25 protein-coding genes and 1 tRNA gene (1 of these 26 cut by a window edge) are annotated in these 25937 nt (G+C 71.3%); 12 read left to right on the forward strand and 14 right to left on the reverse strand.

Going from position 1 to position 25937, the window contains the following annotated elements; genetic code table 11:
* Together IEX89_RS08925 and IEX89_RS08930 are read left to right on the forward strand one after the other, a co-directional pair.
* Nucleotides 1–1382: the 3' portion of a M23 family metallopeptidase gene (locus IEX89_RS08925; RefSeq protein WP_188911899.1), read on the forward strand. It extends 772 nt beyond the left edge of the window; 1382 of the gene's 2154 nt are visible here — the last part of the coding sequence; its start codon lies beyond the left edge, outside the window; it ends in the stop codon at nucleotides 1380–1382.
* A 34-nt stretch (nucleotides 1383–1416) separates the two neighbouring features.
* Entirely contained in the window at nucleotides 1417–2331 is a 915-nt protein-coding gene (locus tag IEX89_RS08930) for an AEC family transporter (protein WP_188911901.1), read from the forward strand.
* 11 nt (nucleotides 2332–2342) lie between these two features.
* On the opposite strand, the gene gluQRS is transcribed toward IEX89_RS08930, so the two are convergent.
* Entirely contained in the window at nucleotides 2343–3221 is an 879-nt protein-coding gene (gluQRS, locus tag IEX89_RS08935) for a tRNA glutamyl-Q(34) synthetase GluQRS (protein ID WP_244645238.1), read from the reverse strand.
* Nucleotides 3222–3269: 48 nt separating this feature from the next.
* Here gluQRS and IEX89_RS08940 point away from each other — a divergent pair, with 48 nt between their 5' ends.
* Nucleotides 3270–3917: a DNA-3-methyladenine glycosylase family protein gene (locus tag IEX89_RS08940; RefSeq protein ID WP_188911905.1), complete on the forward strand. Its 648-nt coding sequence runs from the start codon at nucleotides 3270–3272 to the stop codon at nucleotides 3915–3917.
* A gap of 28 nt (nucleotides 3918–3945) precedes the next feature.
* Here the strand turns inward: IEX89_RS08940 and mtaB are convergent, their stop codons facing one another.
* Nucleotides 3946–5223 (reverse strand): tRNA (N(6)-L-threonylcarbamoyladenosine(37)-C(2))-methylthiotransferase MtaB, encoded by a 1278-nt coding sequence (gene mtaB / locus IEX89_RS08945; RefSeq protein WP_188911908.1) that lies wholly within the window; start codon nucleotides 5221–5223, stop codon nucleotides 3946–3948.
* Nucleotides 5223–6116 carry a diaminopimelate epimerase gene (dapF, locus tag IEX89_RS08950; RefSeq protein ID WP_188911910.1) on the reverse strand — a complete coding sequence of 298 codons (894 nt, stop codon included), beginning with the start codon at nucleotides 6114–6116 and terminating at the stop codon, nucleotides 5223–5225. Before dapF ends, mtaB begins: the two co-directional genes overlap by 1 nt.
* Nucleotides 6117–6443: 327 nt before the next feature.
* On the opposite strand from dapF, the gene IEX89_RS08955 reads away from it, so the two are divergent.
* Entirely contained in the window at nucleotides 6444–6632 is a 189-nt protein-coding gene (locus IEX89_RS08955) for an Rv2175c family DNA-binding protein (RefSeq protein WP_188911913.1), read from the forward strand.
* 63 nt (nucleotides 6633–6695) lie between these two features.
* Here the strand turns inward: IEX89_RS08955 and IEX89_RS08960 are convergent, their stop codons facing one another.
* From IEX89_RS08960 to IEX89_RS08970, 3 genes are all read right to left on the reverse strand, one after another.
* Nucleotides 6696–7526, reverse strand: coding sequence for a DUF1194 domain-containing protein (locus tag IEX89_RS08960; RefSeq protein WP_188911914.1), 831 nt, complete (start codon nucleotides 7524–7526; stop codon nucleotides 6696–6698).
* An 89-nt stretch (nucleotides 7527–7615) separates the two neighbouring features.
* Nucleotides 7616–8260: a (d)CMP kinase gene (cmk, locus tag IEX89_RS08965; protein WP_188911916.1), complete on the reverse strand. Its 645-nt coding sequence runs from the start codon at nucleotides 8258–8260 to the stop codon at nucleotides 7616–7618.
* Complete coding sequence (locus IEX89_RS08970) at nucleotides 8248–9597, reverse strand: carboxyvinyltransferase (RefSeq protein ID WP_188911918.1); 1350 nt, start codon at nucleotides 9595–9597, stop codon at nucleotides 8248–8250. Before IEX89_RS08970 ends, cmk begins: the two co-directional genes overlap by 13 nt.
* A gap of 177 nt (nucleotides 9598–9774) precedes the next feature.
* On the opposite strand from IEX89_RS08970, the gene IEX89_RS08975 reads away from it, so the two are divergent.
* Both IEX89_RS08975 and IEX89_RS08980 read left to right on the forward strand, forming a co-directional pair.
* The gene (locus IEX89_RS08975; RefSeq protein WP_188911920.1) at nucleotides 9775–10161 is read left to right on the forward strand and encodes a TIGR02300 family protein; all 387 of its coding nucleotides are present in this window, start codon (nucleotides 9775–9777) and stop codon (nucleotides 10159–10161) included.
* 115 nt (nucleotides 10162–10276) lie between these two features.
* Nucleotides 10277–10352, forward strand: a tRNA-Ala gene (locus IEX89_RS08980).
* Nucleotides 10353–10523: 171 nt separating this feature from the next.
* On the opposite strand, the gene IEX89_RS08985 is transcribed toward IEX89_RS08980, so the two are convergent.
* Genes IEX89_RS08985 through IEX89_RS09000 form a run of 4 tightly spaced genes read right to left on the reverse strand, consistent with a single transcriptional unit; the run spans nucleotide 10524 to nucleotide 15683 of the window.
* Nucleotides 10524–12167, reverse strand: a complete 1644-nt coding sequence (locus IEX89_RS08985; protein WP_188911922.1) for a dipeptide ABC transporter ATP-binding protein — start codon at nucleotides 12165–12167, stop codon at nucleotides 10524–10526.
* 1 nt (nucleotide 12168) lies between these two features.
* Entirely contained in the window at nucleotides 12169–13053 is an 885-nt protein-coding gene (locus IEX89_RS08990; RefSeq protein WP_188911924.1) for an ABC transporter permease, read from the reverse strand.
* Nucleotides 13050–14075, reverse strand: coding sequence for an ABC transporter permease (locus IEX89_RS08995; RefSeq protein ID WP_188911926.1), 1026 nt, complete (start codon nucleotides 14073–14075; stop codon nucleotides 13050–13052). The genes IEX89_RS08990 and IEX89_RS08995 overlap by 4 nt, the downstream gene beginning before the upstream one ends.
* Nucleotides 14076–14078: 3 nt before the next feature.
* Nucleotides 14079–15683 (reverse strand): ABC transporter substrate-binding protein, encoded by a 1605-nt coding sequence (locus tag IEX89_RS09000; protein ID WP_188911928.1) that lies wholly within the window; start codon nucleotides 15681–15683, stop codon nucleotides 14079–14081.
* A 145-nt stretch (nucleotides 15684–15828) separates the two neighbouring features.
* Between IEX89_RS09000 and IEX89_RS09005 the strand changes: the two genes are divergently transcribed.
* The gene (locus IEX89_RS09005) at nucleotides 15829–16752 is read left to right on the forward strand and encodes a LysR family transcriptional regulator (RefSeq protein WP_188911930.1); all 924 of its coding nucleotides are present in this window, start codon (nucleotides 15829–15831) and stop codon (nucleotides 16750–16752) included.
* A gap of 13 nt (nucleotides 16753–16765) precedes the next feature.
* Here IEX89_RS09005 and IEX89_RS09010 read toward each other — a convergent pair whose 3' ends face one another.
* The 4 genes from IEX89_RS09010 to hydA all read right to left on the reverse strand — a co-directional run bounded on the left by IEX89_RS09010 (nucleotide 16766) and on the right by hydA (nucleotide 21000).
* Complete coding sequence (locus IEX89_RS09010) at nucleotides 16766–17137, reverse strand: YkvA family protein (protein WP_244645239.1); 372 nt, start codon at nucleotides 17135–17137, stop codon at nucleotides 16766–16768.
* 142 nt (nucleotides 17138–17279) lie between these two features.
* The gene (locus IEX89_RS09015) at nucleotides 17280–18386 is read right to left on the reverse strand and encodes a DUF1513 domain-containing protein (RefSeq protein ID WP_188911932.1); all 1107 of its coding nucleotides are present in this window, start codon (nucleotides 18384–18386) and stop codon (nucleotides 17280–17282) included.
* A complete protein-coding gene (locus IEX89_RS09020) occupies nucleotides 18376–19458 on the reverse strand; it encodes an imelysin family protein (protein WP_188911934.1) in 1083 nt (360 codons plus the stop codon). Before IEX89_RS09020 ends, IEX89_RS09015 begins: the two co-directional genes overlap by 11 nt.
* Before the next feature lie 111 nt (nucleotides 19459–19569).
* The gene (gene hydA / locus IEX89_RS09025; RefSeq protein WP_188911936.1) at nucleotides 19570–21000 is read right to left on the reverse strand and encodes a dihydropyrimidinase; all 1431 of its coding nucleotides are present in this window, start codon (nucleotides 20998–21000) and stop codon (nucleotides 19570–19572) included.
* Between the two features lie 126 nt (nucleotides 21001–21126).
* Between hydA and IEX89_RS09030 the strand changes: the two genes are divergently transcribed.
* From IEX89_RS09030 to IEX89_RS09050, 5 genes are all read left to right on the forward strand, one after another.
* Nucleotides 21127–21828: a GntR family transcriptional regulator gene (locus IEX89_RS09030; protein ID WP_188911938.1), complete on the forward strand. Its 702-nt coding sequence runs from the start codon at nucleotides 21127–21129 to the stop codon at nucleotides 21826–21828.
* A 101-nt stretch (nucleotides 21829–21929) separates the two neighbouring features.
* Nucleotides 21930–22337: a VOC family protein gene (locus IEX89_RS09035; protein ID WP_188911940.1), complete on the forward strand. Its 408-nt coding sequence runs from the start codon at nucleotides 21930–21932 to the stop codon at nucleotides 22335–22337.
* Between the two features lie 96 nt (nucleotides 22338–22433).
* A complete protein-coding gene (locus tag IEX89_RS09040) occupies nucleotides 22434–24005 on the forward strand; it encodes an ABC transporter substrate-binding protein (protein ID WP_244645240.1) in 1572 nt (523 codons plus the stop codon).
* Nucleotides 24006–24078: 73 nt separating this feature from the next.
* Nucleotides 24079–25044, forward strand: coding sequence for an ABC transporter permease (locus IEX89_RS09045; protein ID WP_188911942.1), 966 nt, complete (start codon nucleotides 24079–24081; stop codon nucleotides 25042–25044).
* A gap of 10 nt (nucleotides 25045–25054) precedes the next feature.
* Nucleotides 25055–25930: an ABC transporter permease gene (locus IEX89_RS09050; RefSeq protein ID WP_244645241.1), complete on the forward strand. Its 876-nt coding sequence runs from the start codon at nucleotides 25055–25057 to the stop codon at nucleotides 25928–25930.
* Nucleotides 25931–25937: the final 7 nt, after the last annotated feature.

The raw sequence follows: 25937 nt of genomic DNA on the forward strand, positions 1-25937 counted from the left end.
CCGCCCAGGTGGCGGAGGAGCGGCGTATCGCGCTCGCCGCCGGCCAGCGCCGGGCGCTGCCGCTCCCCGCGCAGGCGATGCTGGGGCGCACCGTCAGCCGCCCCGCGGCCCTCTCCGGCCTCTCCGCCTACGCCGCGGTGGACGAGACCGCACCCTTCGATTCGATCGAGGTGCGCGTCATCCCCGAGAACGTCTCGACGCTCCCCAAGAGCGACCCGCGCGAGGAGGACGACGACGTCGAGGACATCGTCCTCGCGCTCGGCCGCGAGGAGAGCCTGCCCCAGCTCCTCGCGGCGCAGGGCATCGCGGCGGAGGACATCGCCGGCGCGGTCTCCGCGCTCGGCGGGGCCGAGGCCGTGGGCGCGCTCCCCGCCGGCCAGCCGCTGCGGGCGCTGGTGCGCGAGGGCATGCGCCCGGGCGATCCCCGCCGGCTGCTTCGCGTCGTGCTCTACGGCGAGAACGGGGTCGAGGCCATCGCCGCCGTCACCGACGCGCACGCGTTCGTCGCCGTTCCCGTCCGCGCCGAGCCGCAGGAGGAGGAAGACGTCCGCGTCGCCGCCGCGGACGAGGGGCAGGGCGGTGCGCGGCTCTACGAGAGCCTGTTCGAGACGGGCCTCAAGCACGGCCTCTCGCGCGACACGGTGGAGGAGCTCGTCCAGGTCTTCGCCTACGACGTCGATTTCCAGCGCCGCGTGCAGCCCGGCGACGCCATCGACGTGTTCTTCACGCAGCCGGAGGCGGACACCGCGCCCGAGATCCTGTCGGCGGCGCTCACGATCGGCGGCGAGACGACGCGCGTCTTCCGTTTCCACGACCCGGAGAGCGGGGCGATCGAGTATTTCGATCCCGAGGGGCGCTCGCTCAAGATGTTCCTGATGCGCAAGCCCATCGCCGAGGGGCGGCTCACCTCGGGCTTCGGCATGCGCCGCCATCCGGTCCTGCGCTACGCGCGCCAGCATACCGGCGTCGACTGGGCGAACCGGGTCGGCACGCCGATCTTCGCCGCGGGCGCGGGCACCGTCACCGTCGCCGGCTGGGAAGGCGGCTACGGCCGGCGCGTCGAGATCCAGCACGCCAACGGCTACGTCACCACCTATTCGCACATGTCGCGCATCGGCGACGGCATCTCGCCGGGCACCCGTGTGACGCAAGGCCAGGTGATCGGCTACCTCGGCAATTCCGGCCTCTCCACCGGCCCGCACCTGCATTACGAGGTGATGGTCAACGGCCGCTTCGTCGATCCGCTGAAGATCCGCGTGCCGCGCTCGCGCGAGCTCGACGGGCGCGCGCTCGCGGACTTCACCCGCCAGCGCGAGCAGATCGAGAGCCTGCTCCAGCGGGCCGGCGGGCCTGTGCGCTTCGCCCAGACGACCGGCGGCTGAGCCGCGCCCGACGCCCTTCGGATCCCCCTCGCGCATGCTCGCCGCCCTCCTCGTCGTCCTGCCGATCTTCGGCCTCGTGCTCGTGGGCTTCGCGGCGCGCAAGGGCGGGATCATCGACGAGGCGGCCGGCGCCGGCCTCTCGCAATTCGTCTTCGCCATCGCGCTCCCCTGCCTCATCCTCGACACGCTGGCGCGGGGCGACCTGCCGATCGCCGAGCCGTGGGGCTATTGGGCCTCCTACTTCGTCGCGCTGGGCCTCGTCTGGCTCGCCACGGGCCTCCTCGCCCGCCACGCCTTCGGGCGGATCGGGGTCGAGACCGTGGTCGCGGGCTTCTCCTCGGCGCAGTCGAACACGGTGCTGATCGGCGTGCCCTTGATCCTCAAGGCCTTCGGCGACGCGGCCGCGGTGCCGGTCTTCCTCCTCGTCGCCGTGCATCTGCCGATCACGATGAGCGTCGCGACGCTGCTGGTGGAGGGCCGCGGCGCCTCGATCCTCGCCATCGTGCGCAAGCTCGTGACGCATCCGATCATCATCGGCATCGCCATCGGCGCGGCGATCCGGCCCGTGGCGGATGTCGTGCCCGAGCCGGCCTGGCGCATGACCGGCATGCTGGCGGACGCAGCCGCGCCGGCGGCGCTCGTCGCCATGGGGGTCGCGCTGGCGCGCTACGGCTTCGAGGCGGGCTGGCCCCTGCCCATCGCCATCACGACGGCGAAGCTCGTCGTCCACCCGCTGCTCGTCTGGCTGCTGGCGAGCTTCGTCTTCCCGGTGCCGCCGGCCTGGATACCCGTCGCCGTGATGTTCGCCGCCTGCCCGGCGGGCATCAACGTCTTCCTCCTGGCGCAGACCTACCGATCGGGCGTGGCGCTCGCGTCCAGCACGGTCGCGCTCTCCACCGCGCTCGCGGTGCTGACCATGGCGGGCTGGCTCGCGCTCGTCGCGCCCTGACGGGACTCTCCTCAGCGAGCGTAGAGCGCCGCTCGGACGTCCGCCGGCGTCCAGCCCGCTGCGCGCAGCTCGGCCAGGGGTTTCGAGCCGAGGCTCTTCGCGAGCTTCTCGCCCGCCTCGTCGCGCACGAGGCCGTGATGGAGATAAAGCGGCGTCGGGAGATCGAGACATCGCTGGAGGAGGACGTGGAGATCGGTCGCCGCCTCGAGATCCTGGCCGCGCACGACGTGCGTCACGCCCTGCGCCGCATCGTCGACGACGACCGCGAGGTGGTAGCTCGTCGGGATCTCCTTGCGCACGATCACCGCGTCGCCCCAGCGGGCGGGATCGGCATGTACCGGCTCGGCCTCCCCTCCCTGCGCGAATCGCTCGTAGACGAAGGGTCCCGGCACCGCGGCGAGCGCGCGGGCCATGTCGAGGCGCCAGGCGATCGGGAGACCCTCCCGCGCCGCCTCGGACAGGACGGCGGCGGGGTCGCGGGCGCGGCAGGTGCCTGGATAGAGCGGCGCGCCGTCGGGATCGCGGGGCGAGGGCCTGCCGCTCTCGGCCTCGCGGGCGGCGACGGCGGCCGCGATCTCCTTGCGCGAGCAGATGCACGGGTAGAGGAGACCCATGCCCCGCAGCCGATCCGCCGCCGCCTCGTAGAGCGGGAAGCGGAGGGACTGGCGCAGGGGTTCGGGCTCGAAGGGCAGGCCGAGCCAGGCGAGATCGTCGATCATGGCCGCGACCAGATCCTCCCGGCAGCGGGTCGTGTCGATGTCCTCGATGCGCAGCAGCAGGCGACCGCCGAAGCGTGCGGCGAGCCGCGCGTTCTCCAGCGCCGAGAAGGCGTGGCCGAGATGCAGCCGGCCGTTGGGGCTCGGCGCGAAGCGGAAGACGGGTTGCGTCACGGGCCTGCCTCGGCGAAGGGTTGGCGTCCTCATACCAGGAGATAGGCGATGGACGCGCGTCTCGACAGCGAGGAGCGGTTGCGCCTCGGCCTCGCCGAGCTCGTCGCGCGCGATCCCGCGCTCGCCCGGGCGCTGGCGGAGGGCTCGGTGCCGCGGCTACGCAAGCGCCCGGAAGGGCTCGCGGGGCTGGCCTGGATCGTCGTCGGCCAGCAGGTCTCGGTGGCGAGCGCCGCCGCCATCAACGCGCGGCTCGAGGCGGCCTTTCCCGAGATGAGCGCGCAGGCGCTGCTCGCGGCGAGCGACGAGGAAATGCGTGCGGTCGGCCTCTCGAGGCCGAAGGTCCGCACGCTGCGCGCGATCGCCGAGGCGGTGGCCTCGGGCGCGCTGCCGCTCGCCGATCTCGGCGCCATGCCCGCGGACCAAGCGCACGCACGGCTCGTCTCGGTGCACGGAATCGGGCCGTGGACGGCGGACGTCTATCTGCTCTTCTGCCTCGGCCATGCGGACGCCTTCGCCGCGGGGGATCTCGCGCTGCAGGAGGCGGCGCGCCTCGTCTACGGGCTCGAGACGCGCCCCGACGCGAAGGCGCTCAATGCCATGGCCGAGGCCTGGCGTCCCTGGCGCGGCGTCGCGGCGAAGCTGCTCTGGGCGCATTACCGGCGGGTGACAGGGCGGGCGGGCACGGGGGAGAGCTGATTCGCTCCCGGCCGTGGCGCCGTACGGTTCAACCCGTCGTCAGCTCCCGCCCGTCGCTTCCCGTGATCGTCACGTCGACCAGCCGGCCCGGCTCCGGCGCCGCACCCGAAAAGCGCACGAGGGAGAAATCCTCCGTGCGCGCCGTGCCGCCCCGCTCGGTGAGCACGAGCCGACGCGTTCCGACATGGCGGGCGAGATGCGCGTCGAGCGCCGCGGCGCCGGCATCGCGCAGGCGGCGCGCCCGCTCGCGGGCGATCTCGCCGGGCACCTGCGGCATCCGCGCGGCGGGGGTGCCGGGACGGGGCGAATAGGGGAAGACGTGGAGGTGCGTCAGCCCGCATTCCGCGACGAGATCGAGGGAACGGGCGAACATCGCCTCCGTCTCGGTGGGGAAGCCCGCGATCAGGTCGGCGCCGAGCGCGATCTCGGGCCTCGCCGCGCGCAGAGCCGCGCAGGCGCGGATCGCGTCGGCGCGGGTGTGGCGACGCTTCATGCGCTTGAGGACGAGATCGTCGCCCGCCTGCAGGGAGAGATGAAGGTGCGGCATCAGCCGCTCTTCGGTGCCGATCGCCTCCATCAGGTCCGGATCGATCTCGACCGAATCGATGGAGGAGAGGCGAAGGCGCACGAGGTCGGGCACGGCGGCGAGCACCGCCTTCACCAGGGTGCCGAGCCGCGGCGCGCCGTCGAGATCCGCGCCCCAGCTCGTGAGGTCCACGCCGGTGAGCACGATCTCGCGCGCCCCCGCTTCCACCTGGGCGCGGGCCGCCGCGATCACGTCGCAAGCGGGGACGGAGCGCGCATTGCCGCGGCCGAAGGGAATGACGCAGAAGGTGCAGCGATGATCGCAGCCGGTCTGCACCTGGAGGAAGGCGCGGGTGCGCCCGCGCGGCGGCGCGGCGTCGGGCGCCCTCATGATGCGCGCCGCCATGACGTCCGAGACGAGGACGCGCGGCGCGTCCCGCGCCGCCAGGCGCGCCCAGGTCTCGGGCGCGAGCTTCTCCTCGTTGCCGAGGACGTGGGCGACCTCGGGCATGGCGGCGAAGGTCTCGGGCTCGACCTGCGCGGCGCAGCCGGTGACGACGATGCGTGCGCCGGGCCGCTCGCGGGCGAGGCGGCGCACGGCGCGGCGCGCCTCGCGCGTCGCCTCCGCGGTGACGGCGCAGGTGTTGACGAGCGCGACGTCGTCGAGCCCCGCCTCGTCCATGCGGCGCGCCATCGCCTCGGTCTCGGAGAGGTTGAGACGGCAGCCGAAGGTGCGGATGCGCGCGAGCGCGGAAGCGGCGTCCTGATCGGGCAACGCCATCAGGCGGGCTCCGCGAGACCCGTGAACAGGGCCGGGTCGAAGCGCCCCTCGTGCTCGAGCGCGACGGGCCCGGTCATGAGCACGTGATCGTCGCGCTCGCGCCAACGGATCGTCAGCTCGCCGCCGGGCAGCGCGACGGTCGCCTCGCGGCCGGTGAGAGCCTTGCGCGCGGCGGCGACGAGGGCGGCGCAGGCGGCCGAGCCGCAGGCCTGCGTGATGCCGACGCCCCGCTCCCACACCCGCAGGCGGATGCGCGTCCGCGAGAGCACCTGCGCCAGCGAGATGTTGGCGCGCTCGGGGAAGATCGGGTGGTTCTCGAGCAGCGGGCCGATGCGCGGCAGGTCGTAGGCGTCGACGTCGTCCACGAAGAAGATCGCGTGCGGATTGCCCATGTTGACGGCAGCGGGCGAGTGCAGGATCGGCGCGTCGATGGGCCCGATCTGCAGCTCGATGTAGCGCGTGTCCGGAAAGGGATCGCGCAGCGGGATGTCCTGCCAGGCGAGCTTGGGCGCGCCCATGTCGACGGTGAAGACGCGCTCGCCCTCGACGACGACCGGCAGCAGCCCCGCGCGGGTGCGCAGCGTCAGCGTCTCGCTCCCCGGCATGCCCATCTCCGGATCGGCGACGAGCGCCCAGGCGACGCAGCGCGTGCCGTTTCCGCAGGCACCCGATTCCGAGCCGTCGGTGTTGTAGATGCGCATGTCGGCATCGACGCCGGCGAGGCTCGGATCGTGCAGCACCATCAGCTGGTCGAAGCGCGAGAGCGCGTTCCCGGCGATCGCCCGCGCCTCCTCCGGCCGCACCCGCACGTCCGTTCCGCGCAGGTCGAGCACGACGATCTCGTTGCCGAGACCGTTCATCTTCAGGAAGCGGCGGTTGGCGAGGGGGGACATGGGCTTCGTTCCGATCGGCACGAACTTGTAGTGCCTTTCGCGACAGACGGGTTGGGGTCGTCGCCGGCCCAATTCATCGCGAACGCCGCGTTGGTTGTCACGGGAAAAGTGACTTGGCACCGGAAAAGTGACAAGCTCGGCCGACGGCGTCTATCTCGCTCGAGCAAGGAAAGACAGATGGCGCGCGGAGTTTGTGGCAGGCTGGATGTGATCCGTGACAAGGGGATGATCCCCAGCGCGGATCTAGCCAAAATTATAGATGCTAGCCCCGAGACCGTCTCCCGGTGGCGACAGGGCCGTGCACACCCGCGGCCTGAGGCCGAGCGGATGATCCTGCAACTCGAATATGTGGTCGAGCAACTCTCAGGCATCTACGAGCCTGCCGAAGCACGACTATGGCTGTTCTCGCCGCAAAAGCTCCTCGACGGAGCAACGCCGGTGGACGCGATCCGCCAAGGCCGTATCGACGACGTGCGACGCCTCGTCGATGAATCGCGCGACGGCGTCTACATGTAGCGGGGAGCGACGAGCAGGGGACGATCGCTTCGTGATGGCACACCGCGACGCGCCCCCTCCCCTTCAGAACCGATTCCTGTACTCCCATTGCCGCTCGCCGATCATGCAGTCGGCCGGGGCCTCCGCCTGGGCGAGCCGGATCAGGGGGCGGGGCGGGATCTCGCCGGCGATCTCGAGGACGAGCTTCGTGCGGATGGCGTCGATGAACTCGCCGGGCGAGCGCACCGGCACGACGAAGGCGCCGGGGCCGCCGATGACGCAGTCGATGTAGTACTGGTCGAGATGCTCGATATCGAGATAGCCCGGCCGCTTGAGCATGATCGGCAGGCCGTTGACCGTGACGCCGCGCGCGATGGCGCGGTCGCGGGCGGCGGTGACGAAGGGTCCCTCGTTGTTCGGCCCGTCGCCGGAGACGTCGATCACGCGCCGCAGGGCGCGCACCCCGCTCTCCTCCATCAGGTCGAGGCCGAAATCGATGGCGCTCGCGATGGAGGTGCGCCGCGCCCGGTTGATCCGCTCGAACTCGAGGTCCTCGGCGAAGCGGATGGCGCTCTCGGGCCCGTCGATGAGCGTCCAGGGCACGATGACGTGCCGGTCGGCGACGCCCGCCCATTCGAAATAGGTGACGGCGATCTGGCCGATGAGCCCGCGCCCGATCGCCTCGTGCACTTCCGGCGAGCGCAACGCCTCGACGAAGCCGGCCCGCTGCAACTCCTGCTCGTCCGTGTCCATGGAGAAGGAGATGTCCACCGCGAGAACGAGGGCGACGTCGACCTCGGTCTCGGCGCGCGCCGAGGGCGCGAGCCAGAAGCTCGCGATCGCGGTCGCGAGGAACAGGGCGGTCCAGCCACCCGTGCGGGACGACAGTCTCCCGCGGACACGCAACGCTCTCATCGCCTGGCCTCCTCGTGACGGAGAGCCCCCCGAGCGCAGATCAAGCGAGGAGCATGCCAGCCTGGGCGTGTATCGGGCTAGTGGGCCGGCTACGGGAGCGACGAAGCGCCGCGTACCTTATCCACGACCGCGAGCGCCGCGGCGAGGGCCTCCTCGATGCCGAGCGTGGTGGTATCGAGGAGCACCGCGTCCTCCGCCTGCCGCAGCGGCGCGGACGAGCGCCCCGCGTCGCGGGCGTCGCGGGCGCGGATGTCGGCGAGCACGCTCTCGTAGGCCGGCGCGGCGCCGCGGCTCTCGAGCTCGCGATGGCGGCGGCGGGCGCGCTCCTCCGCGCTCGCGGTGACGAAGAGCTTCACGTCGGCGTCCGGGCAGATGACCGTGCCGATGTCGCGCCCGTCGAGGACGGCGCCCGGCGCCTGGGCCGCGAACTCCCGCTGGCGGTCGAGGAGCGCCGCGCGCACGGCGGGGATGATCGAGACCCGCGAGGCGGCCTCGCCCATCTCCGCTCCACGAAGCCGGCTCTCGTCCATGTAGGCGAGCTCGAGGGCGAAGGCCGCGGCCTGTGCCGCCTTCTCGTCGTCGAGGGGGCGATTCTTGTCGAGGAGGAGGCGCGCGACGGCGCGGTAGAGCAGGCCCGTGTCGAGATGGGCGAAGCCGTAATGCGCCGCGATCCGCTTCGACAGCGTCCCCTTGCCCGATGCCGCGGGTCCGTCGACGGCGATCACGAAGCCCATCGGGCGCACTCCTCCACGTCCGCGCCGAGGGCGCGCAGCTGCGCGACGAACCCCGGCAGATCATCGTCGTCGCCCACGTTATCGATCGCGAGCCCGTCCGGCTCGGCGGCGGCGCCGAGCGCGGCGAGGCCCGCCGCGAGCGCCGGGTCGCCCCCGGCATCGATGCGGGCGCCACCGCGCGGCGGGCGCGCGACGTCGCCGCCGGCGCCCTCTATCACGAGATCCTCCCCCGCGACATGGTGCGCGACGCCGAGCCCGGCGAGAGCCGCTCCGAGCGCCGCGACGCGCGACGCATCGGCGCGGCGCGCGATCCCCGCGAGGCGGCTCTCGCCCGCGGCACAGGCGGCGGCGAGGACGAGGGCCGGGAGCGCGGGACCGAGAGCGCGCACGATTTCCGCCGCGACGACGGCTCCGGAGAGCGCGCCGGCGCGCACGCGCAGCGACGCGAGGTCGGCGATCGCGCTGGGCTCGTCCGCGATGGCGGCGCCCATCGCGCGCAGCGATGCGACGAGGGCGCCCGCGGGCCCGTCGCGATCGAGCCCGTCGAGGACGATGTCGGAGCCGGGCACGACGATCGCGCCGAGCGCCAGGGCGGCGGCGCGGGCCGGATCGGCGGGGAGCGCAAGCGGGCGGCCGACGAGCTCCGGCCAGCCGTCGAGGGCGATGCTACGGCCGGCTTCCCCCTGCGGCGTCACCCGAATCGTCGCGCCGGCGCGCGCGAGGAGGGACGCCATCGCGTCCCCGGTCGCGGCGGGCTCGACGATCGTCGTGCGTCCCGGCCCGTTCAGGCCGGCGAGGAGCACGGCCGCAAGGGTCGCGGCGTCGGCGGAGCCGTCGACCACGATCGGGATCACCTCGCGGGAGCCCTCGACCAGGAGATCCGCGCCCCCGCGCACGAGCCGTGCGCCTTGGCGCGTCAGCGCCTCGGCGAGGCCCTCCGGCAGCGGCGCGGCGGCGGCGAAGCGCGACGCGATCGGGTGGCCCGCGCAGGCGCCGAGCAGCGGGGCGAGCGCGATGCGATCGACGACGAGCGCCTCGCGCGGCGCGACGAGCCCGCCGATCCCCACCCCCGCGACGGCGACGCGGCCCTCCCCGCACATCTCCACCCGCGCACCGAGAGCGGCGCAGGCCCGCGCCGTGCGCGCGAGCGCCGCGATCTCCGCTCGCGTCTCGCCGACGCCCTCGATCACCGTCTCGCCGATCGAAAGAAGCCCGACGACGAGCGCACGATGCGCGAGGGCCGCGCTCGCGGGCACGCGCAGGCGCCCGCGCAGCCCGCCGGAGGGGCGCACGGTGAGAAGCGTCGAGGCGTCTTCGGAAGCGGGAGCGTGGGGCACGGGTCTCGCGGGGTCTTCTGCGGCGCCCGAGGGTTAGCACGCGCGCGCACGCGCCGTCACGATCCGCCCGCGGGATGCCGCCGCACGAACGATCCTCCGACGCACCCGTTGACAAGCGCCCTGCGAGGCGCTAGCCGCGCCTGTTCAAGAATTCCCCCACACACGAAGGGACCACCCGTGGCCAGACCGGAACTCGGCACCAAGCGGACCTGCCCCGAGACCGGGCGCAAGTTCTACGACCTCGATCGCGACCCCGTCGTCTCCCCCTATACCGGCATCGCCTATCCCCGTTCGGCCTTCGAGGCGGTGGGGACCAAGGGCGGGCGCGTCGCGCCCGTGGCCGAGGTCGAGGAGGACGAGGAGGAGGTCGTCGAGAAGGCCGACGTCGAGCTCGTCTCCCTCGAGGAGGCCGAGGGCGAGGAGAAGAAGGCCGACGGCGACGAGGACATCGACCTCGGCGACGACGAGGCCGACGACACCTTCCTGGCCGAGGAAGAGGAGGGCGACGACGACGACGTCTCCGGCCTCATCGACAGCGATATCGAGGACGAAGAAGAGGGTTGACATCCCCTCCGGACCGTCTAAACAGGCGCTCCGTCGCGGGGAGATCGGCACCGACCTCCCCGCCACGAACCACCCTGCGGACCCGGACATGGGGCCCAAGCCGCAGGACGAGAGTGGGGCCATAGCTCAGTTGGGAGAGCGCTTGAATGGCATTCAAGAGGTCGGCGGTTCGATTCCGCCTGGCTCCACCAAATCTCCGAACTCCACCACTTTTCTGAGTTTATCGCCACGGTCGAAGACGCGACCCGCGCGCATGGATGCGCCGCCGCTGATCCGTCATGCTGATCCGCGCGTTCGGGAATTCTCCGCGGTCCATAGAGGCGTGGCGTCGGACCTGACGAGACGCGCCGATCGCAGTCTCCTCACCCCACCGCCCGCAGCACCACCTCCGAGCGCGGCGGCTTCGGCGCCGCTTCGACGAGCGCGCGCGTGTACGGATGCGTCGGCGCCTCGAGCACCGCATCGGCCGCGCCCTCCTCCACGATCCGCCCGGACTGCATCACGATCACCCGGTCGCACAGAAGGCGGACGACGGCGAGGTCGTGGCTGACGAAGAGGTAGGTCATGCCGAGCCTCGCGCGCAGGTCGGCGAGCAGGTTGAGCACGGTCGCCTGGATCGAGACGTCGAGGGCGGCCGTGGGCTCGTCGAGGACGAGGAAGCGCGGTTCCAGCGCGATGGCGCGGGCGATGCCGACACGGGCCTTCTGGCCGCCGGAAAGCTGGTGCGGGAAGCGCCGCAGCAGGTGCCCGGGTAGCCCGGTGAGATCGGCGAGTTCGTCGATGCGGGCGTCGAGCGCCTTGCCGCGCAGGCCCGCGATGCGGCGCAGCGGCTCGGCGATGGCGTCGGCGGCCGTATGGCGCGGGTTGAGGCTGTCGGTCGCGTCCTGGAAGACCATCTGGATGCGCCCGCGCCGCGGATCGCGCGCGAAGCGGTCCGCCGGGATCGCGGCCATGTCCTCGTTCTCGAAGACGATGGCGCCCGACGTCGGATCGAGGAGGCGCACCAGCATGGCGGAGGTGGTGGACTTGCCGCAGCCCGATTCGCCCACGAGCCCGACCGATTCGCCCTCGCGGATCGAGAAGCTCACGCCCTCGACCGCGTGGACTGGGCCGGACTTGCCGGCATAGGTCTTCACGAGATCGACGACCTCGAGGAGCTTCTTCGCCTTCGGCTCGTGCACCGGAAGCGGCGTGCGGGCCTCCGCCGGCAGCAGGTCGCGCACGCCGACGCCGGGGCGCGGCGTCGCGTCGACGAGCTTGCGGGTATAGGCGTGCGACGGGCGCGCGAAGAGCGCCGCCGAGGGGCCGGTCTCGACGATCTCGCCGTCCTTCATCACGCAGAGCCGGTCGCAATATTCGGCCGCGAGCCCGAGATCGTGGGTGATCACGATCGACGACATGCCGCGCGCGCGGATGAGATCGCGCATCAGGTCCATGACGGCCTTCTGCGTTGTGATGTCGAGACCCGTCGTCGGCTCGTCGGCGATGACGAGCTTCGGCTCGCAGGCGAGCGCGATGGCGATGACGATGCGCTGACACATCCCGCCCGAGAGCTCGAACGGATAGGCGTGGTAGCGCTCCGCCCCGTTGCGGATGCGCACGGCCTCGAGCGCGGCGATGGCCTTGCCCATCGCGTCGCGATCCGTCGCGCGGCCGTGCTGGCGCAGCACGTCCTCGATCTGGCGTCCGACCTTGCGGATCGGGTTGAGGGCGGCGCGCGGGTTCTGGAAGATCATCGAGATCTCGCCCCCGCGGATCTTGCGCATCGCCGCCTCTCGGGCGTTGCGCAGGTCGGTGCCGTTCCAGGTCATGGCGCCGGAGCGAATCTCGCCGCCGGCATCGAGGATGCGCATGAGCGCGTAGGACGTCACCGACTTGCCGGAGCCGGATTCGCCCACGATCCCCAGCGTCTCGCCCGGCGCGAGGTCGAAGCCGACGCCGCACACGGCGGGAACGTCGCCGCGGCGGGTGCGGAAGGTGACGGCGAGATCGCGGACCGAGAGCATGTCAGGTCCTCCGGCGCGGATCGACGATGTCGCGCAGCCCGTCGCCCATGAGGTTGAAGGTGAAGACGGCGAGCATCAGCCACAGCCCCGGGAACAAGGCGACCCACCAATGCCCGGATACGATGTAGTTCGCCCCCTCCGCCACCATGATCCCCCATTCCGGGGTGGGCGGGCGCACGCCGAGCCCGATGAAGGAGAGACCGGCGGCATTCAGGATCGCCCAGCCCATGTTGAGCGACACCTGCACCATCATCGGCGGCAGCGCATTGGGCACGATGTGGGAGGCGAGCACCCGGGCATGGGAATTGCCCGCGAGCCGCGCCGCCAGCGCGAAGCCGGCCTCGCGGCGGATGTTCACCTCGGCGCGCACCACGCGCGCGTAGAAGGGGATGTTGATGATGGCTGTGGCGTAGACGATGTTCTCGATCGTGTTGCCCATCGCAGCCACGATGCCCATGGCGAGCACGAAGAGCGGGAAGGCCATGATCGTGTCGAGCACCCGCGCCAGCACCGCGTCGACCCAGCCGCCGCGATAGCCGGCGATGGCGCCGAGCGTCGCGCCGATCACGAAGGAGAGCGCCACCGCCGCGACCGAGATCGTCAGGTCGAGCCGGGTCGCCACGACCACGCGGGAGAACACGTCGCGGCCGAGATGATCCGTCCCGAACCAATGTGCGGCGGACGGCGGCTCCAGCGCCCGCGCGGCGTTGGTCGCGAGCGGATCGTAGGGCACGAGCGCCGGGCCGAGGACGGCCATCAGGACGATGACGGCGAACATCGCGAAGGAGACGGCCGTGACCGGGTTCTCCCGCAGGACGTGCCCGACATGCGCGAGCGCGCCGCGCTCGGGCGCGGGAGTGGGCGCGGGGGAGACGATGCCGCTCATTTCGCCGAGAACCCGATGCGCGGATCGATCAGCGCGTAGGCGAGATCGATCACGAGGTTGAGGAGGACGAACAGAACCGCCATGGCGAGCACGAAGCCCTGCACCGCCGCGTAGTCGGACGCGACCAGCGCCTCGACCGCGTAGGAGCCGATGCCCGGCCAGGCGAAGACCTTCTCGACCAGCACGTTGGCGCCGAGCACGAAGGAGAACACCATGCCGAGCGTCGTCACGACCGGCAGGAGCGCGTTCCTGAGCGCGTAGGTCAGGAGCACGGTGCGCGGCGCGAGCCCGGCCGCGCGGGCGGTGCGCACGTAGTCGGCCGACAGTGCCGAGAGCATCGCCGCGCGGGTCATCCGCGCGATCGGGGCCAGCGTGAAGAGCGCGAGCGTCACGGAGGGAAGGATCAGCTGCCGCGCCGCGCCGAAGAAGGTCTCGATGTCGCCGACGAGCAGCGTGTCGACGAGGAGGAAGCCCGTCACCCGCGGCGGCTCCAGGTAGACGAAATCGAGCCGCCCCAGCGGCGAGGGCGCCCAGCCGAGGAGATAGTAGAACACGTAGATGAGAACGATGCCGGTGAAGAAGGTCGGCAGCGACACGCCGGCCGTCACGAGAATCCGGCAGAGGTGGTCGATCGGGCCTCCCTGGCGCACCGCGGCGAGGATGCCGAGCGGGATCGCGACGGCGCAGGAGAGGACGAGCGCGCACAAGGTGAGCTCGAGCGAGGCGGGCAGACGCGTCGCGAGGTCTTCGACGACCGGCTGCCCGGTCGAGACCGAGCGGCCGAGATCGCCTTGCAGGAGCGCGGCGCAATAGCGGAAGAACTGGTGCACGAGCGGCTGGTCGAGCCCGAGCGCGGCGCGCACTTCCGCGATCGATTCGGGCGTGGCCATGGCGCCGGCGAAGTACACCGCCGGATCGCCGGGCAAGGCGCGGGTCAGGACGAAGCTGACGACGACGACCCCGATCAGGACCGGGATCGTCTGGACGATACGCCACAGGACGGGGTGCCCGGCGCCGGCCATGGCTCAGGCCCCCGTCAGCGGGCGGACGTCGAGCTGACGGTGAAACCAGAACTCGTAGCCGGACGCCCCGTTCATGGCGACGTTCAGCGCCGGCTGATAGAGCGGGATGCGCGGCAGATCCTCGATCGCGTGGGCGAACATCTCCTTGATGAGCGGCGCGTATCCCGGATCGTCGACGGGCATGTGCAGCGCCCGGTCGGTGAGGTCGTGCACCACGTCGCTGGCGTAGTTCGACGAGTTGAACAGCCGGTCCTTCTGGTAGGCCCAGAAGAAGTAGTAGCAGGGCGTGTTGAGCCAGCCGCCGAAATTCTCGAGGTGCATGTCGAGCGTCTTGTCGACGAGCGCCACGGTGCGCCAGTTCGCGCCGGGGATCTTGTCGATCGTCACGGTGATGCCGAGCGGTGCCAGCGCCTCCTGGATCAGGAGCGCCGTCGGCTCCATCCAGGACACGAGGTCGAGGCTGATCGAGAGCGTCACGTCGAAACCCTCGGCGAAGCCCGAACGAGCGAGGTGCTCGCGGGCACGCTCCGGGTCCGTGGCGTAGGGAAAGGGCCGCGGCCAGGCGATGTCCGCGATCTCCTCGTCGCCGCCCCAGAGCGGCGCGCCGCGGCCGTAGGCGGCCGCCTGGAAGATCGATTCGTAGGGCACGGCGAAGGCGATGGCCTTGCGCACGTCCGGGTCCTGAAAGGGCGCGAAGCGGGTGTTGAGGCACAGCGCGTGGATGCAGTTCTCGATGGGCGTCGAGTGCACGGTCAGCCGATCGGCGAGCTCGGACGCGTCGCGGTCCGGAATGTCGAAGGAGACCTGCACGTCACCACGTTCGACGAGCGCACGGCGCGTCGCCGCGCTCGGCACCTCGCGCACGATCACCCGGCGGATCGCGGGGAGATCACCGCCGACCCAGGAATCGTTGCGCTCGTAGACGAGCTGCTGGCCCTGGTCCCACCGCGTGACGCGGTAGGCGCCGGAGCCCGCGGGCGTGGTGTGCAGGTATTCCATCGCCCACGGATCGGCCTCCGTCGCGTTCTCGCGGGCGATGGCCGAGTTGATGATGAAGGGCACGGGAACGGCGAGGTTCGGCAGCGAGAGCTTCGAGGGGTAGTCGAGCTTCACGAGGAAGGTCTCCTCGTCGAGCGCCTCGAACTGATCGGGCCGCGAGAAGCCGCCCGCGCGCATCTGCGTCGTCGGGAAGCCGCCCGCGAGGACGGCGCGGTCGAAGGACCACTTCACGTCCTCGGCCGTCACCTTGCGCCCGTCCCAGAAGGTGGCGTTCGGCTTCAGCTTGAAGGTGATCGCGAGGCCGTCCTCGGAGATCGTCCAGCTCTCGGCGAGCTCGGGGACGATCGTGTCGTAATCGTAGGACATCTCGCCCGAGGGAAGCTGCTTGGCGCCGAAGCCGACGAGCCGATCGTAGCAATTGATCGCGACCTGATAGCTCGCGCGGTTCGTGCCGACGCGGTGCAGGTCGAGGCTGTTGATGGTCTGGCCGAAGACCGTGACGAGCGTGTCGCGGCCCTGCGCCTGCGCCGGCAGGAAACGCAGGAACGGCAGGACGCCCGCGCCGGCGGCGGCCGAGGCGAGGAAGGCGCGGCGATCGAGGGAGGGCATGGGCGGCTCCGGGTCGGCTGGCGGGTTGCTCGTGCGGCGTCGCTGCGACGCCGGATGCCGAGAATGCGGGCTCGCGAGGTGTTCGTGAAATGCTATGTTTTCACCGGATCGGTGAATTCAGCGCACCACTCGGAGGGCGCGTCGCATGCGGCATCTCGAGACCTTCCGCCTGATCGAGGCCGTGGCGCGGGCGGGCTCCATCCGCAAGGCGGCGGAGGACGCCGGGCTCACCGCCTCCGCGCTCAACCGGCGCATCGCCCGCTTCGAGGACGAGTTCGGCGCGCGCATCTTCGAGCGGCTGGCGCGGGGCGTGCGCCTCAACCCCGCCGGAGAGCTCGTCCTGCAGCATTATCGCGGCCAGCGCTCGGATCTGGCGCGGGTGCGCAGCCAGGTGGCGGACCTGAGCGGCGTGCGCCGCGGCCACGTCACCGTCGCCTGCAGCCAGGCGCTCCTGCCGTATTTCCTCCCCGCCGAGATCGCGCGCTATCGCCGCGAGCACCCCGGCGTGACCTTCGCCGTCAACGTCCGCGACCGGGCGCGCGCGGAGGAGGAGCTCGCCGCCTTCCGCAGCGATCTCGCGCTCGTGTTCGAGCCCGCCTTCATGGTGGATTTCGAGGTCCTGCATCAGATCGCGCAGCCGGTCTGCGCGGTGCTCGCCGCGGATCACCCCCTCGCCGCCCGTCCGACGCTGCGCCTACGCGAATGCCTCGACATCCCCCATGTTTCGCCGTCCGAGCAGTTCGGCGTGCGCTACCTCCTCGATCGCGCGGCGCACCGCAGCGGGCGGCGGGTGCAGCCGATCGTCGAGACGGAGAGCTTCGAGCTGATTCGCCACTACGTGCTGCACGAGGGCGTGGTCGGCTTCCAGATCCCGATCGGCCTCGATCCGCGGGCCGGGCGCGGGCTCGTCGTGCGCCCGATCGCCGACCAGGACGTGCCGCCGGGGCATCTTCTGCTCGGGCAATTGAAGGGCCGCGTCCTGCCCGTGGCGACGGCGCGGTTCGTCGCGCGCCTGGCGCTCGCGTTGGACGCGGTGGCGGCGGCGGATCCGCGCGGCGCCGCAGGCTGAAAGCGAACGCGCCTCACGCCTCCTCGATGGCGCGCCGCGCGTCCTCCCGATGCTCCGGCCTGATCGAGGCCGCCACGGCCCCGAACGCCGCGGTGAGCACCGCCACGTCGTCGGTGAAGCCGACGACCGGCAGGAAATCCGCGACCATGTCGGTGGGCAGCACGAAATAGGCGAGCGCGCCGAGCAGGATCCACTTGACCCGCCGCGGCGTGCCGGGATCGCGCACGCAGAAATACGCCGCGAGCACGTCCTGCGCGAAAGGCAGTCGCTTGCCGATGGCGCGCGCCTTGTCGAAGGCGTCGGACAACGTGCGCTCCGTGTCTCCGCGGCCGGCTCGGCGCATCGCCTCGATCTCCTCGGCGGTGAAGGGCTCGTCGAGGCGCATCCCGGTCTCCTCCGTCTCGCATCGTCTCGCGCGCATGGTCGCGCCGGGCTCCGTCGTCATGGAGCTGAGATAGGAACCCTCGAGAAACGCGCAACGGCGCCGCTTCGATCCCGCACGCGTCCCGTGGGCGTCCGGGCACGAATCAGAGCCGGAGCGCGTGGTTGTCCCACACCATCCCGGCGAGCTCAGCGCCGAGATCGGCGAGATCGCCCGGCGGCACCCGCGCGATGGCGACGCCGTCGTTGCCCGACGTGACGAGGAACGTCCCCGCCACGTCCCCCGGCGCCGCGCCGCACACGTCCGACATGCGCCGGCGGCCGAGATAGCGGCCCGACGCGCGCTCGAAGAAGGCGGCGACCGACCCGTGCGGGCTCGTGGCGCACAGGATCGCGCCCGACGGATCGAGCGCGACGGAGCCGACGTAGTTCTCCATGGAGATCAGGTCGTCCTCGGGCATCTCGAGGAGGCGCACGCGCCCCGACGTCTCGCGCACGCCGACCAGCGGCACCACCGCGAGCGGATCGCCGGCATATTGGCAGCCGAACACGGTCGCGCCGTCGCCCGCCACCGCGAGATGGCGGATGGAGAGATCGGCGAGGTCGGGCCCGAGTTCGACGACCTCCTCGACCTCCCCGCTCTCGGGCCGCAGCACGGCGAGGGAGGGCGCGAGGGCGCCGGGATTGAGGATCTCGCGCCCGGTTTCGGGATGCGTGCGGATGCCGCCGTTCGCCACGACGAGCCGGTCCGTGCCCGGTAGGAAGGCGAGGTCGTGGGGGCCGATGCCGCCCGTCTCGACCTCGCCGATGCGCGCGTAGCCCGCCGCGCAATCGTAGGCGCCGAGCACGCCCGCGCCGGTCTCGATGCGGCTCTCCGTCGCCCACAGCACGCGCCCGTCCGCGGAGAAGGCGCCGTGGCCGTAGAAATGCCGTCCCTCCGCGGCGAGGACGACGCGCGTCACGCGCCCGCTCCCGCGCTCGACCACCGCCATCCAGTCTCCGGGACGGCGCGCGAAGACGACGAGCTCGTCGCTCCCAGGCCGCGCGGCGACGTCGTGCCCGCGCTCGGGCAGCGCCGTCGAGAACAGGAGCCGGCCCTCGCCGGTGAAGCCGCACACGCGCTGCGAGCCGTCGCCGGCTCGCGCGCAGGCGACGTAGACCGCCGGCGAGCCGGCGCGCGCGCTCCCGCCGGACAGAGCGAGGGCGGCGGCGGCGCCGATGCCGGCGAGGAAGGATCTGCGGTCAATCGCCATCGAGCGCGTTGAACCCCGTGACGATGCCGAGCGCCGGCGGGATCTCCCCCGCCGCCGCCGTGCGGGCCGTCGCGATCGCGGCCGACAGGAGGAGGACGCGCCCACGCCGCTCCGGGTCCGCCGCCGCCTCGCCGATGTCGGCGGGGCCCTGCGCCGCCAGGCGCTCGGCCTGGGCGAGGTAGCGCAGCGTATCGGGGGCGAGCGCCGCGTCTTCGTCGACGAGGGCGCGGGCCGTGGCCTCGAGTCCCGCGAGATTGAGCGCGATCTGGCGGGCCGAGCGCCCCGAGCGCCACATCTCGGCGCGGCTGGCGCGCGCGTCATCGAGGCTCTCGCCGAGCGGAAGGCCGAGCTTCAGGGTCTCGATCGCCTCGAGCCCCGACAGGAGGTCGGTGGCGAGACGTGTCGCGGCGCGCCTTCCCTCCTGCGCATCCGCCACGAGCGCGGGGAGCGCCTCGTCGCGCCAGGCGTCGGCGATCTCGCCCGAGGTCTCGGCGAGGGCGTGGGCGATGGCGATGCCGATCGTGCACAGCCGCGCCTCGCGCGCACCGCCCTCGACGAGGGCCGCGCGGGTGTCCTCCTCGTAGAGCAGCCGCTCCATGGCCGTGAAGCCCTGGCCGGCGACGGAGGTGTCGGGGAAGCGCTCCGGCGCGAGCAGGCTCTCGTCGGGGAGGCCCTCCAGCTGCGCCAGCGCGCGGCCCGCCGCGTCGCGGCGCTCCGGCCAGAAGGCCAGGCGCTCGTATCGGAAATCCTCCGCCACAGGGCCGTAGCGCACGGGCTCGATGCGCGCATAGGCGTCCGCGGCGATGTCGAAGGCATCGTCCAGGGTGGCCGCGTCCCGCGGCGTCGCCCCGGCGCAGAACGTCCGCCAGGCGTCCTCCTGCGCCGCGGTGGCGCCCGCCAGATCGTCGTAGCCGGGAAGGAGGACGCGCTCGGCCACACGGATCGCCGCCGCCTGCGGGTCGATCGGGGGCGGCGAGGGCGCCTGCGCCGAGGCCGGCACCGGGCCGACGGCGACGGCCGTCACGAGGGCGGTCGCGAGGAGGGCTGCCGCGAGGGTCGGAGGAGAGCGCATCGTCGGGTCCCGTTCTTCTGCGAGCGGGTCCGGCCTAGCAGATCGGGCCCACGGGGTCGACGACGGGGCCGCGCAACGGGGTATGCCGCAAAGGCATGCCCCGAGACGGCATCACGGATCGAGGCGCGCCGCGGGCGGGTTCGCCTGCGGGGTCATGGCGGGGGAGACCGCCATCGGGATGCGCCGCCCGCTCCCCGCGCGCGCGGCGAGCACGCCGTCCTCGACGACGACTTCGCCCCGGCGCAGCACCGTCACCGGCCAGCCCTGGACGCTGCGCCCGGCGAAGGGGTTGTAGCCCGTGTTGTCGTGGAGATCGTTCGCGCCGAAGGTGCGCGTCGCCGCCGGGTCCCAGATCGCGACGTCGGCGTCGTAGCCCGGCAGGAGCCGGCCCTTGCCCGTGAGGCCGAAGATCTCGGCGGGCCTCGTCGACGTGAGCGCCACGAAGCGGTCGAGCCCGAGCCTCCCCTTCGAGACCATGGCGTCGAAGAGGAGCGGCAGGCGGGTCTCGAGCCCCGGCATGCCGTTCGCCATGCGCGTGAAGGGCGCGTCGCGCCCGTTGGCGTACTTGCCGCTCTCGTCGAGGCGATAGGGCGCGTGATCTGAGGAGACGAGGTCGAGATCGCCGCGGGCGAGGCCTGCCCAGAGCGCCTCCTGGTCGGCGCTCTCGCGCTGGGGCGGCGAGCACATCAGCCCCGCCGGCTCCACCGGCGGATCGGCGAAGTCGGCGGCCGTCATGAAGAGATAGTGCGGGCAGGTCTCCGCCACGACCGGCGCGCCGCGCCCGCGCGCCTCGCGCACGACGCCGACGCCCTCCGCGCAGGAGACGTGGAAGAGCATCACCGGCTGGCCCGTGAACTCCGCGAAGCGACACGTGCGCGAGAGCGCCTCGATCTCCGCCGCGCGCGGATGCGAGATCGGGTGGTGATGCGGCGCGACGCGTCCGCTCTCGACGAGACGGCGCACCATCCAGCGGATGAGCCCGTCGTTCTCCGCATGCACGCAGACGAGCCCGCCGTGCTCCCGCGCCGTCCACAGCACGTCGAGGATCTCGGCATCGCCCACGCGCACCTTGTCGTAGACGGTGAAGAGCTTGATCGAGCGATGCCCCGCCGCCATCAGCGCCGGGAGGTCGTGGGTGAGGGTCTCGCCCGAGACGTCCGAGACGATCATGTGGAAGGCGTGGTCGGTCATGGCGCCGCGCTCGGCCAGCGCCTCGTAGTCCGCGACGACGGTGGAGAGGCGCATGCCGGGATGCTGGGCGGCGAACGAGATCGTCGACGTCGTGCCGCCCATGAGCGCCGAGCACGTCGCCGTCTCGAACGTGTCGGCGTTCATGAGCCCGGCGCCGGAGAGCTGCTCGATGTGGCAGTGCGAATCGACGCCGCCGGGGAGGACGAGGCGGCCCGTGGCGTCGATCTCGCGGCGCGCGGGGCCGAGATCGGCGCCGATGGCCGCGACCGTGCCGTCCCGGATCGCGAGATCGGCATGCACGCTGCCGGCGCCGGTGGCGAGCAGGCCCCCTGTGATCACGACGTCGTGCATCCCGCGCTCCCCTTCTTTTTCACCGGCTTCGTTTCGCTTGCATCAGGATACGGCGTGTATACACTCGTGACAAGCGGCCGCGATCCACGACGGTCGAGAGCGGAACGCGCAGGGAGGGCCGGCGTCATGCGCCAGGATCTGCGGCAGGAAGCGAGCCGAGAGCAGACGACGCTCCTCGCCACCGGCGAGGCGAGCCCCAAGCTCGGGGAGGCGACGCACGAGCGGCTTCGCGCGATGATCCTCTCGGGCGAGCTGCCGGCCGGCACCCGCCTGCAGGAGAAGCCTCTGGCAGAGCGTCTCGGCGTCTCGCGAACCCCCGTGCGCGAGGCCATCGCGCGGCTCTCGAGCGAGGGCCTCGTGTCGCGCGCCGTGGGCGGGGCGCCGACCGTCAGCACCGTCTCGGTCACCGAGATCATGGAGATCCTGCACGTGCGCCGCCTGCTCGAATGCGAGGCGGCCCGCCAGGCGGCCACCGTGGTCATTTCGCCCGAGCCCTTCCTGGCCTTGCGTTCGCGGGTGGAGAAGTTCCTCGGTCCCACACGCCCGGACCCGCAGACCCACATGCGCGTCGACGAGGATCTGCACGGGCTCATCGCCCGCGCGTCGGGCTCGACGCTGCTGCACGACATGATCCTCGGCCTCAAGCTGAAGACGCGGATGTACGACAAGGGCTCGATCCCGGAGCGCTTCGAGCCCGGCTGCCACGAGCACATCGCCATCCTCGACGGCATCATCGCCCGCGACCCGGAGCGGGCAGAGGCGGCCATGCGCACGCATCTGGAGAACGTGCGCGCGGGCATCCTCACCCATCTGTCGCGCCTGTTCTGAGGCCTGCCCGAAAAAGCGCCACGCTGCCGCGACCGTGTCGTTGACAGCGCACACACCGTGTATACCATTACCATACGTCAGCCGATCGGAGATCACGACGCATGACAGACGAAGCGCCGACAGCAGCGCGCCCGCAGGCGCCCGTCGAGCTGGCGATCACCTTCCTCTATTATCGCGACCTGCCCCGGGCGATCGCCTTCTACGAGGAGGTGATGGGCTTCACGTTGGCCATCGATCAGGGCTGGTCGAAGATCTACCGCATCGCGGGCAGCGCGCATGTCGGCCTCGTCGACGAGACCCGCGGCATGCACCGCGCCGCCGATACGAAGCCCGTGCAGCTGTGCATCCGCGTGCCGGACGTCGACGCCTGGCACGCCTGGGCCGCGGCGAACGGCGTCGCCGGCCTCACGGCTCCGAAGGATTCCACCGCGCTCGGGATCCGCGCCTTCGTCTTCGACGATCCCGAAGGCTACCAGATCGAGGTGCAGACCGCCCTGGCCTCGGCCTGAGCCGCCCGCCCCTCCCCGCCTTTCGCGGCGGGAGCGGGACCTGATTTCACATGAAGAAGGCGGGAAACGCCTCGCGAGACGAACCAGAGAGGACCCATGACCATGCATGCCCGTACGCCCCTGCGGCACCTCCTCGCCGGCGCCGCCCTCCTCACCGTGCTCGCCACGCCGGCGCTGGCGCAGGACGAGACGAAGACGCTCACCGTCGGCCTCACCGCGGACGCCGTCCACCTCGACCCGCAGGCGGGCGAGGAGCTCTCCTCGAACATCATGTTCTACCACATCTACGATCCGCTGATCCGGCGCGACGCGAACCTCGAGTTCGGCCCCGGTCTCGCGGAATCGTGGGAGCTCGTCGACGACACGACCTGGCGCTTCTCGCTTCGCGACGACGTCGTCTTCCACAACGGCGAGCCCTTCACCGCCGACGACGTCGTGTTCACGCTGGAGCGCCTCAAGGCCTCGCTGATGGCGAACCTCGCCAAGAACATCGAGAGCTTCTCGGCGATCGACGACCACACCGTCGAGATCAAGACCTTCCAGCCCTATGCGGCGCTGCCCAACGACCTCGCCGCCATCCTCATCCTCAACCGCGAGCACGTCACCAGCGTCGGCGAGGAGCAGGTCGATCTCCAGCCCGTGGGCACCGGCCCCTACGAGCTCGAGGAATGGGTCAAGGAGGACCGTCTCGTCCTCGAGGCCAACGAGGAATACTGGGCCGGCGCGCCGGAGATCGACCGCGTCGTCTTCCGCCCCATCACCAACCCGGCGACCCGCACCGCCGCGCTGCTGACGGGCGAGCTCGACATCGTGCAAGACCTCTCCGTGCGCGACGTGGAGCGCGTGCGCCGCGAGGACGGCTTCGAGGTCATCACCCGCCCGAGCCTGCTCAACCTCGTCCTCGCCCTCGACATGCGCGAGAAGTCGCCGACGATCCCCCTCGACACGAACCCGATGCAGGACCGGCGCGTGCGCGAGGCGATCGCCCGGGCGATCGACGTCGACACGCTCTCCAAGGTCGTCATGAACGGCCTCTCGACGCCCTCCGAGCAATACGTGCCCGAAACCCATATCGGCTACGTCGAGGGCGCGAGCTTCCGCGAGATGTACCCGTTCGACGTCGAGCGGGCGCGCGAGCTGATGGCCGAGGCGGGCTATCCGGACGGCTTCGAGATGACGCTGGACGCCACCAACAACCGCTACGTCAACGACGCGCAGATCGCCCAGGCGCTCGCCTCCATGCTGTCTCAGATCGGCATCGATCTCGAGCTCAACCTGATGCCGCGGGCGAACTTCTTCGGCTACATCCGCGTCCCGTCCGAGCAGTCGAGCTTCATCATGTCCGGCTGGGACGTGCCCTCGGGCGATGCCGGCTCGATGTACGCGGTGATGTTCTACACCCGCGGCGTCAAGGAGGGCTACGGGCAGGTCAACCGCGGCTCCTACTCGAACCCGGAGGTCGATCGCCTCGTCGAGGCCGCCGATTCGACCCCGCGCATCGAGGAGCGCGACGCCCACCTCCAGGAGGCGACGAAGATCCTGCTCGAGGACATCCCGATGATCCCCGTCCATTACGAGCAGGACATCTACGCGGCGCGCGACGGCGTCGTCTTCGAGCCGCGCACGGACAAGTTCCTGTGGGCCTACGAGATGGACATCGAGGACTGATCGTCCCGTCCGTCATGGCGCGGCGCCGGGGGAGCCCGGCGCCGCGCGTCGTTCCAGGCGCCGAGGAACCGCGATGCTGGCCTATGCGATCAAGCGGCTCGTCCAGATGGCGATCGTCCTCTGGGCGGTGTCCGTCATCGTCTTCCTGATGATGAGCTTCACGGGCGATCCCGTCTTCATGGTGATCCCCATCGATTCGACCGACGCCGAGATCGAGCAGGCGCGGCGCATCCTCGGCCTCGACCGCTCCATGCCGGAGCAGTACTGGCTCTTCCTGCAGAACCTTGTGCAGGGCGATTTCGGCCGCTCCTACGTCTTCCGCCAGCCGGCGATGGACCTCATCCTGGAGCGCCTGCCGGCGACGCTGGAGATCGTCATCGTCGCCATGCTCATCGCGGCCTTCGTCGCGATCCCGCTCGGCGTCTACGCCGGCGCCAATCCGGGCAAGCCGCTGAGCCGGCTCATCATGTCGGGCTCGCTCGTCGGCATCTCGCTGCCGGGCTTCTGGGTCGGCATGATGCTGATCTTCCTGTTCGCCGTGGAATGGCGCCTCCTGCCCTCCTCGGGGCGCGGGGACACGGTGGAGGTGCTCGGCATCGAGACCTCGCTCCTGACCTGGGACGGCTGGACGCACGTGATCCTGCCCTCCGTGACGCTCTCGCTGGGCACGCTCGCCATCATCCTGCGCATCACGCGTGCGGGCATGATGGAGGTGATGCGCCAGGACTACATCAAGTTCGCCCGCGCCAAGGGCGCCTCGCGCAAGGACGTGCTCTACGGCCACGGCTTGCGCAACGCGCTCATCCCGGTCGTCACCATCTTCGGCCTGCAGATCGGCGACCTCATCGCCTTCGCCACCATCACCGAGACGATCTTCGCCTGGCCCGGCATGGGCAAGCTGCTCGTCGATTCGATCTACCGCGCCGACCGGCCGGTGATCGTCGTCTACCTGATGCTGGTGGCCTTGATCTTCGTCGTCATCAACCTCGTCGTCGATCTCGTCTACACGGCGATCGACCCGCGCATCACCGTGAAGTGAGGAGAGAGACATGATGGGTCAGCTCCTCGCCTCGCAATTCTTCTACAATTGGCGGCGCAACCTCTCGGCCATCGCCGGCAGCGCGATCATCCTCGTGTGCGTGCTGATCGTGCTGTTCGGTCCCCTCGTCTCGCCGCAGAACCCCTACGACCTCACCCAGCTCAACCTGCTCGACAGCTACAAGCCGCCGGCCTGGATCGAGGGCGGGGACCCCCGCTACCTGCTCGGCACCGACGGACAGGGCCGCGACGTGCTCTCCTCGATCCTCTACGGCACCCGCGTCTCGGCCCTGATCGGCATCGCGGCGATGCTCATGGCCTGCACGATCGGCACGACGCTCGGCCTCCTCGCCGGCTTCTACGGCGGGCGGCTCGACGCCTTCATCATGCGCGTCGCCGACATCCAGCTGTCGTTCCCCTCCATGCTGATCGCGCTGTTCCTGATGAGCGCCTTCGGCACGGGCATCGACAAAGTGCTGATCGCGCTCACCCTGGTGGGCTGGGTCGTCTACGCCCGCACAGTGCGCGGCTCGACGCTGGGCGAGATCCAGAAGGAATACGTGCAGGCGGCTCGCGTCGCGGGCTTGCGCGACGCCAAGATCATCCGCCGGCACGTCCTGCCCAACGTGCTCACGCCGCTCATCGTCATCGCGACGGTGCAGGTGGGCACCTTCATCCTCATCGAGGCCTCGCTCTCCTTCCTCGGCGTCGGCGTGCCGATCACGCAGCCCTCGCTCGGGCTGCTCATCAAGAACGGCTTCGACGTCCTGTTCTCGGGCCTGTGGTGGACCTCCGTGTTCCCGGGCCTGATGATCATGGCGATGGTCTTCGGCATCAACCTGTTCGGCGACTTCCTCCGGGACGAGCTGAACCCGCGGCTGAAATGAGGCGCGC

It is taken from the genome of Salinarimonas ramus (assembly GCF_014645695.1).
Classification (GTDB): Bacteria; Pseudomonadota; Alphaproteobacteria; order Rhizobiales; family Beijerinckiaceae; genus Salinarimonas; species Salinarimonas ramus.

Excerpts from the sequence above, each read along its gene's own strand:
- IEX89_RS09035 (WP_188911940.1), top strand. The coding sequence starts at position 21,930 with ATGACAGACGAAGCGCCGACAGCAGCGCGCCCGCAGGCGCCCGTCGAG.
- IEX89_RS08940 (WP_188911905.1), top strand. The coding sequence starts at position 3,270 with ATGGACGCGCGTCTCGACAGCGAGGAGCGGTTGCGCCTCGGCCTCGCC.
- IEX89_RS09000 (WP_188911928.1), bottom strand. The coding sequence starts at position 15,683 with ATGCCCTCCCTCGATCGCCGCGCCTTCCTCGCCTCGGCCGCCGCCGGC.
- IEX89_RS09045 (WP_188911942.1), top strand. The coding sequence starts at position 24,079 with ATGCTGGCCTATGCGATCAAGCGGCTCGTCCAGATGGCGATCGTCCTC.
- mtaB (WP_188911908.1), bottom strand. The coding sequence starts at position 5,223 with ATGGCGTTGCCCGATCAGGACGCCGCTTCCGCGCTCGCGCGCATCCGC.
- IEX89_RS09040 (WP_244645240.1), top strand. The coding sequence starts at position 22,434 with ATGACCATGCATGCCCGTACGCCCCTGCGGCACCTCCTCGCCGGCGCC.
- IEX89_RS08990 (WP_188911924.1), bottom strand. The coding sequence starts at position 13,053 with ATGAGCGGCATCGTCTCCCCCGCGCCCACTCCCGCGCCCGAGCGCGGC.
- IEX89_RS08955 (WP_188911913.1), top strand. The coding sequence starts at position 6,444 with ATGATCCTGCAACTCGAATATGTGGTCGAGCAACTCTCAGGCATCTAC.
- hydA (WP_188911936.1), bottom strand. The coding sequence starts at position 21,000 with ATGCACGACGTCGTGATCACAGGGGGCCTGCTCGCCACCGGCGCCGGC.
- IEX89_RS09050 (WP_244645241.1), top strand. The coding sequence starts at position 25,055 with ATGATGGGTCAGCTCCTCGCCTCGCAATTCTTCTACAATTGGCGGCGC.
- IEX89_RS08995 (WP_188911926.1), bottom strand. The coding sequence starts at position 14,075 with ATGGCCGGCGCCGGGCACCCCGTCCTGTGGCGTATCGTCCAGACGATC.
- IEX89_RS09010 (WP_244645239.1), bottom strand. The coding sequence starts at position 17,137 with ATGCGCCTCGACGAGCCCTTCACCGCCGAGGAGATCGAGGCGATGCGC.
- IEX89_RS09020 (WP_188911934.1), bottom strand. The coding sequence starts at position 19,458 with ATGCGCTCTCCTCCGACCCTCGCGGCAGCCCTCCTCGCGACCGCCCTC.
- dapF (WP_188911910.1), bottom strand. The coding sequence starts at position 6,116 with ATGTCCCCCCTCGCCAACCGCCGCTTCCTGAAGATGAACGGTCTCGGC.
- cmk (WP_188911916.1), bottom strand. The coding sequence starts at position 8,260 with ATGGGCTTCGTGATCGCCGTCGACGGACCCGCGGCATCGGGCAAGGGG.
- IEX89_RS08985 (WP_188911922.1), bottom strand. The coding sequence starts at position 12,167 with ATGCTCTCGGTCCGCGATCTCGCCGTCACCTTCCGCACCCGCCGCGGC.
- IEX89_RS09005 (WP_188911930.1), top strand. The coding sequence starts at position 15,829 with ATGCGGCATCTCGAGACCTTCCGCCTGATCGAGGCCGTGGCGCGGGCG.
- IEX89_RS08960 (WP_188911914.1), bottom strand. The coding sequence starts at position 7,526 with ATGAGAGCGTTGCGTGTCCGCGGGAGACTGTCGTCCCGCACGGGTGGC.
- IEX89_RS08930 (WP_188911901.1), top strand. The coding sequence starts at position 1,417 with ATGCTCGCCGCCCTCCTCGTCGTCCTGCCGATCTTCGGCCTCGTGCTC.
- IEX89_RS09030 (WP_188911938.1), top strand. The coding sequence starts at position 21,127 with ATGCGCCAGGATCTGCGGCAGGAAGCGAGCCGAGAGCAGACGACGCTC.
- IEX89_RS09015 (WP_188911932.1), bottom strand. The coding sequence starts at position 18,386 with ATGGCGATTGACCGCAGATCCTTCCTCGCCGGCATCGGCGCCGCCGCC.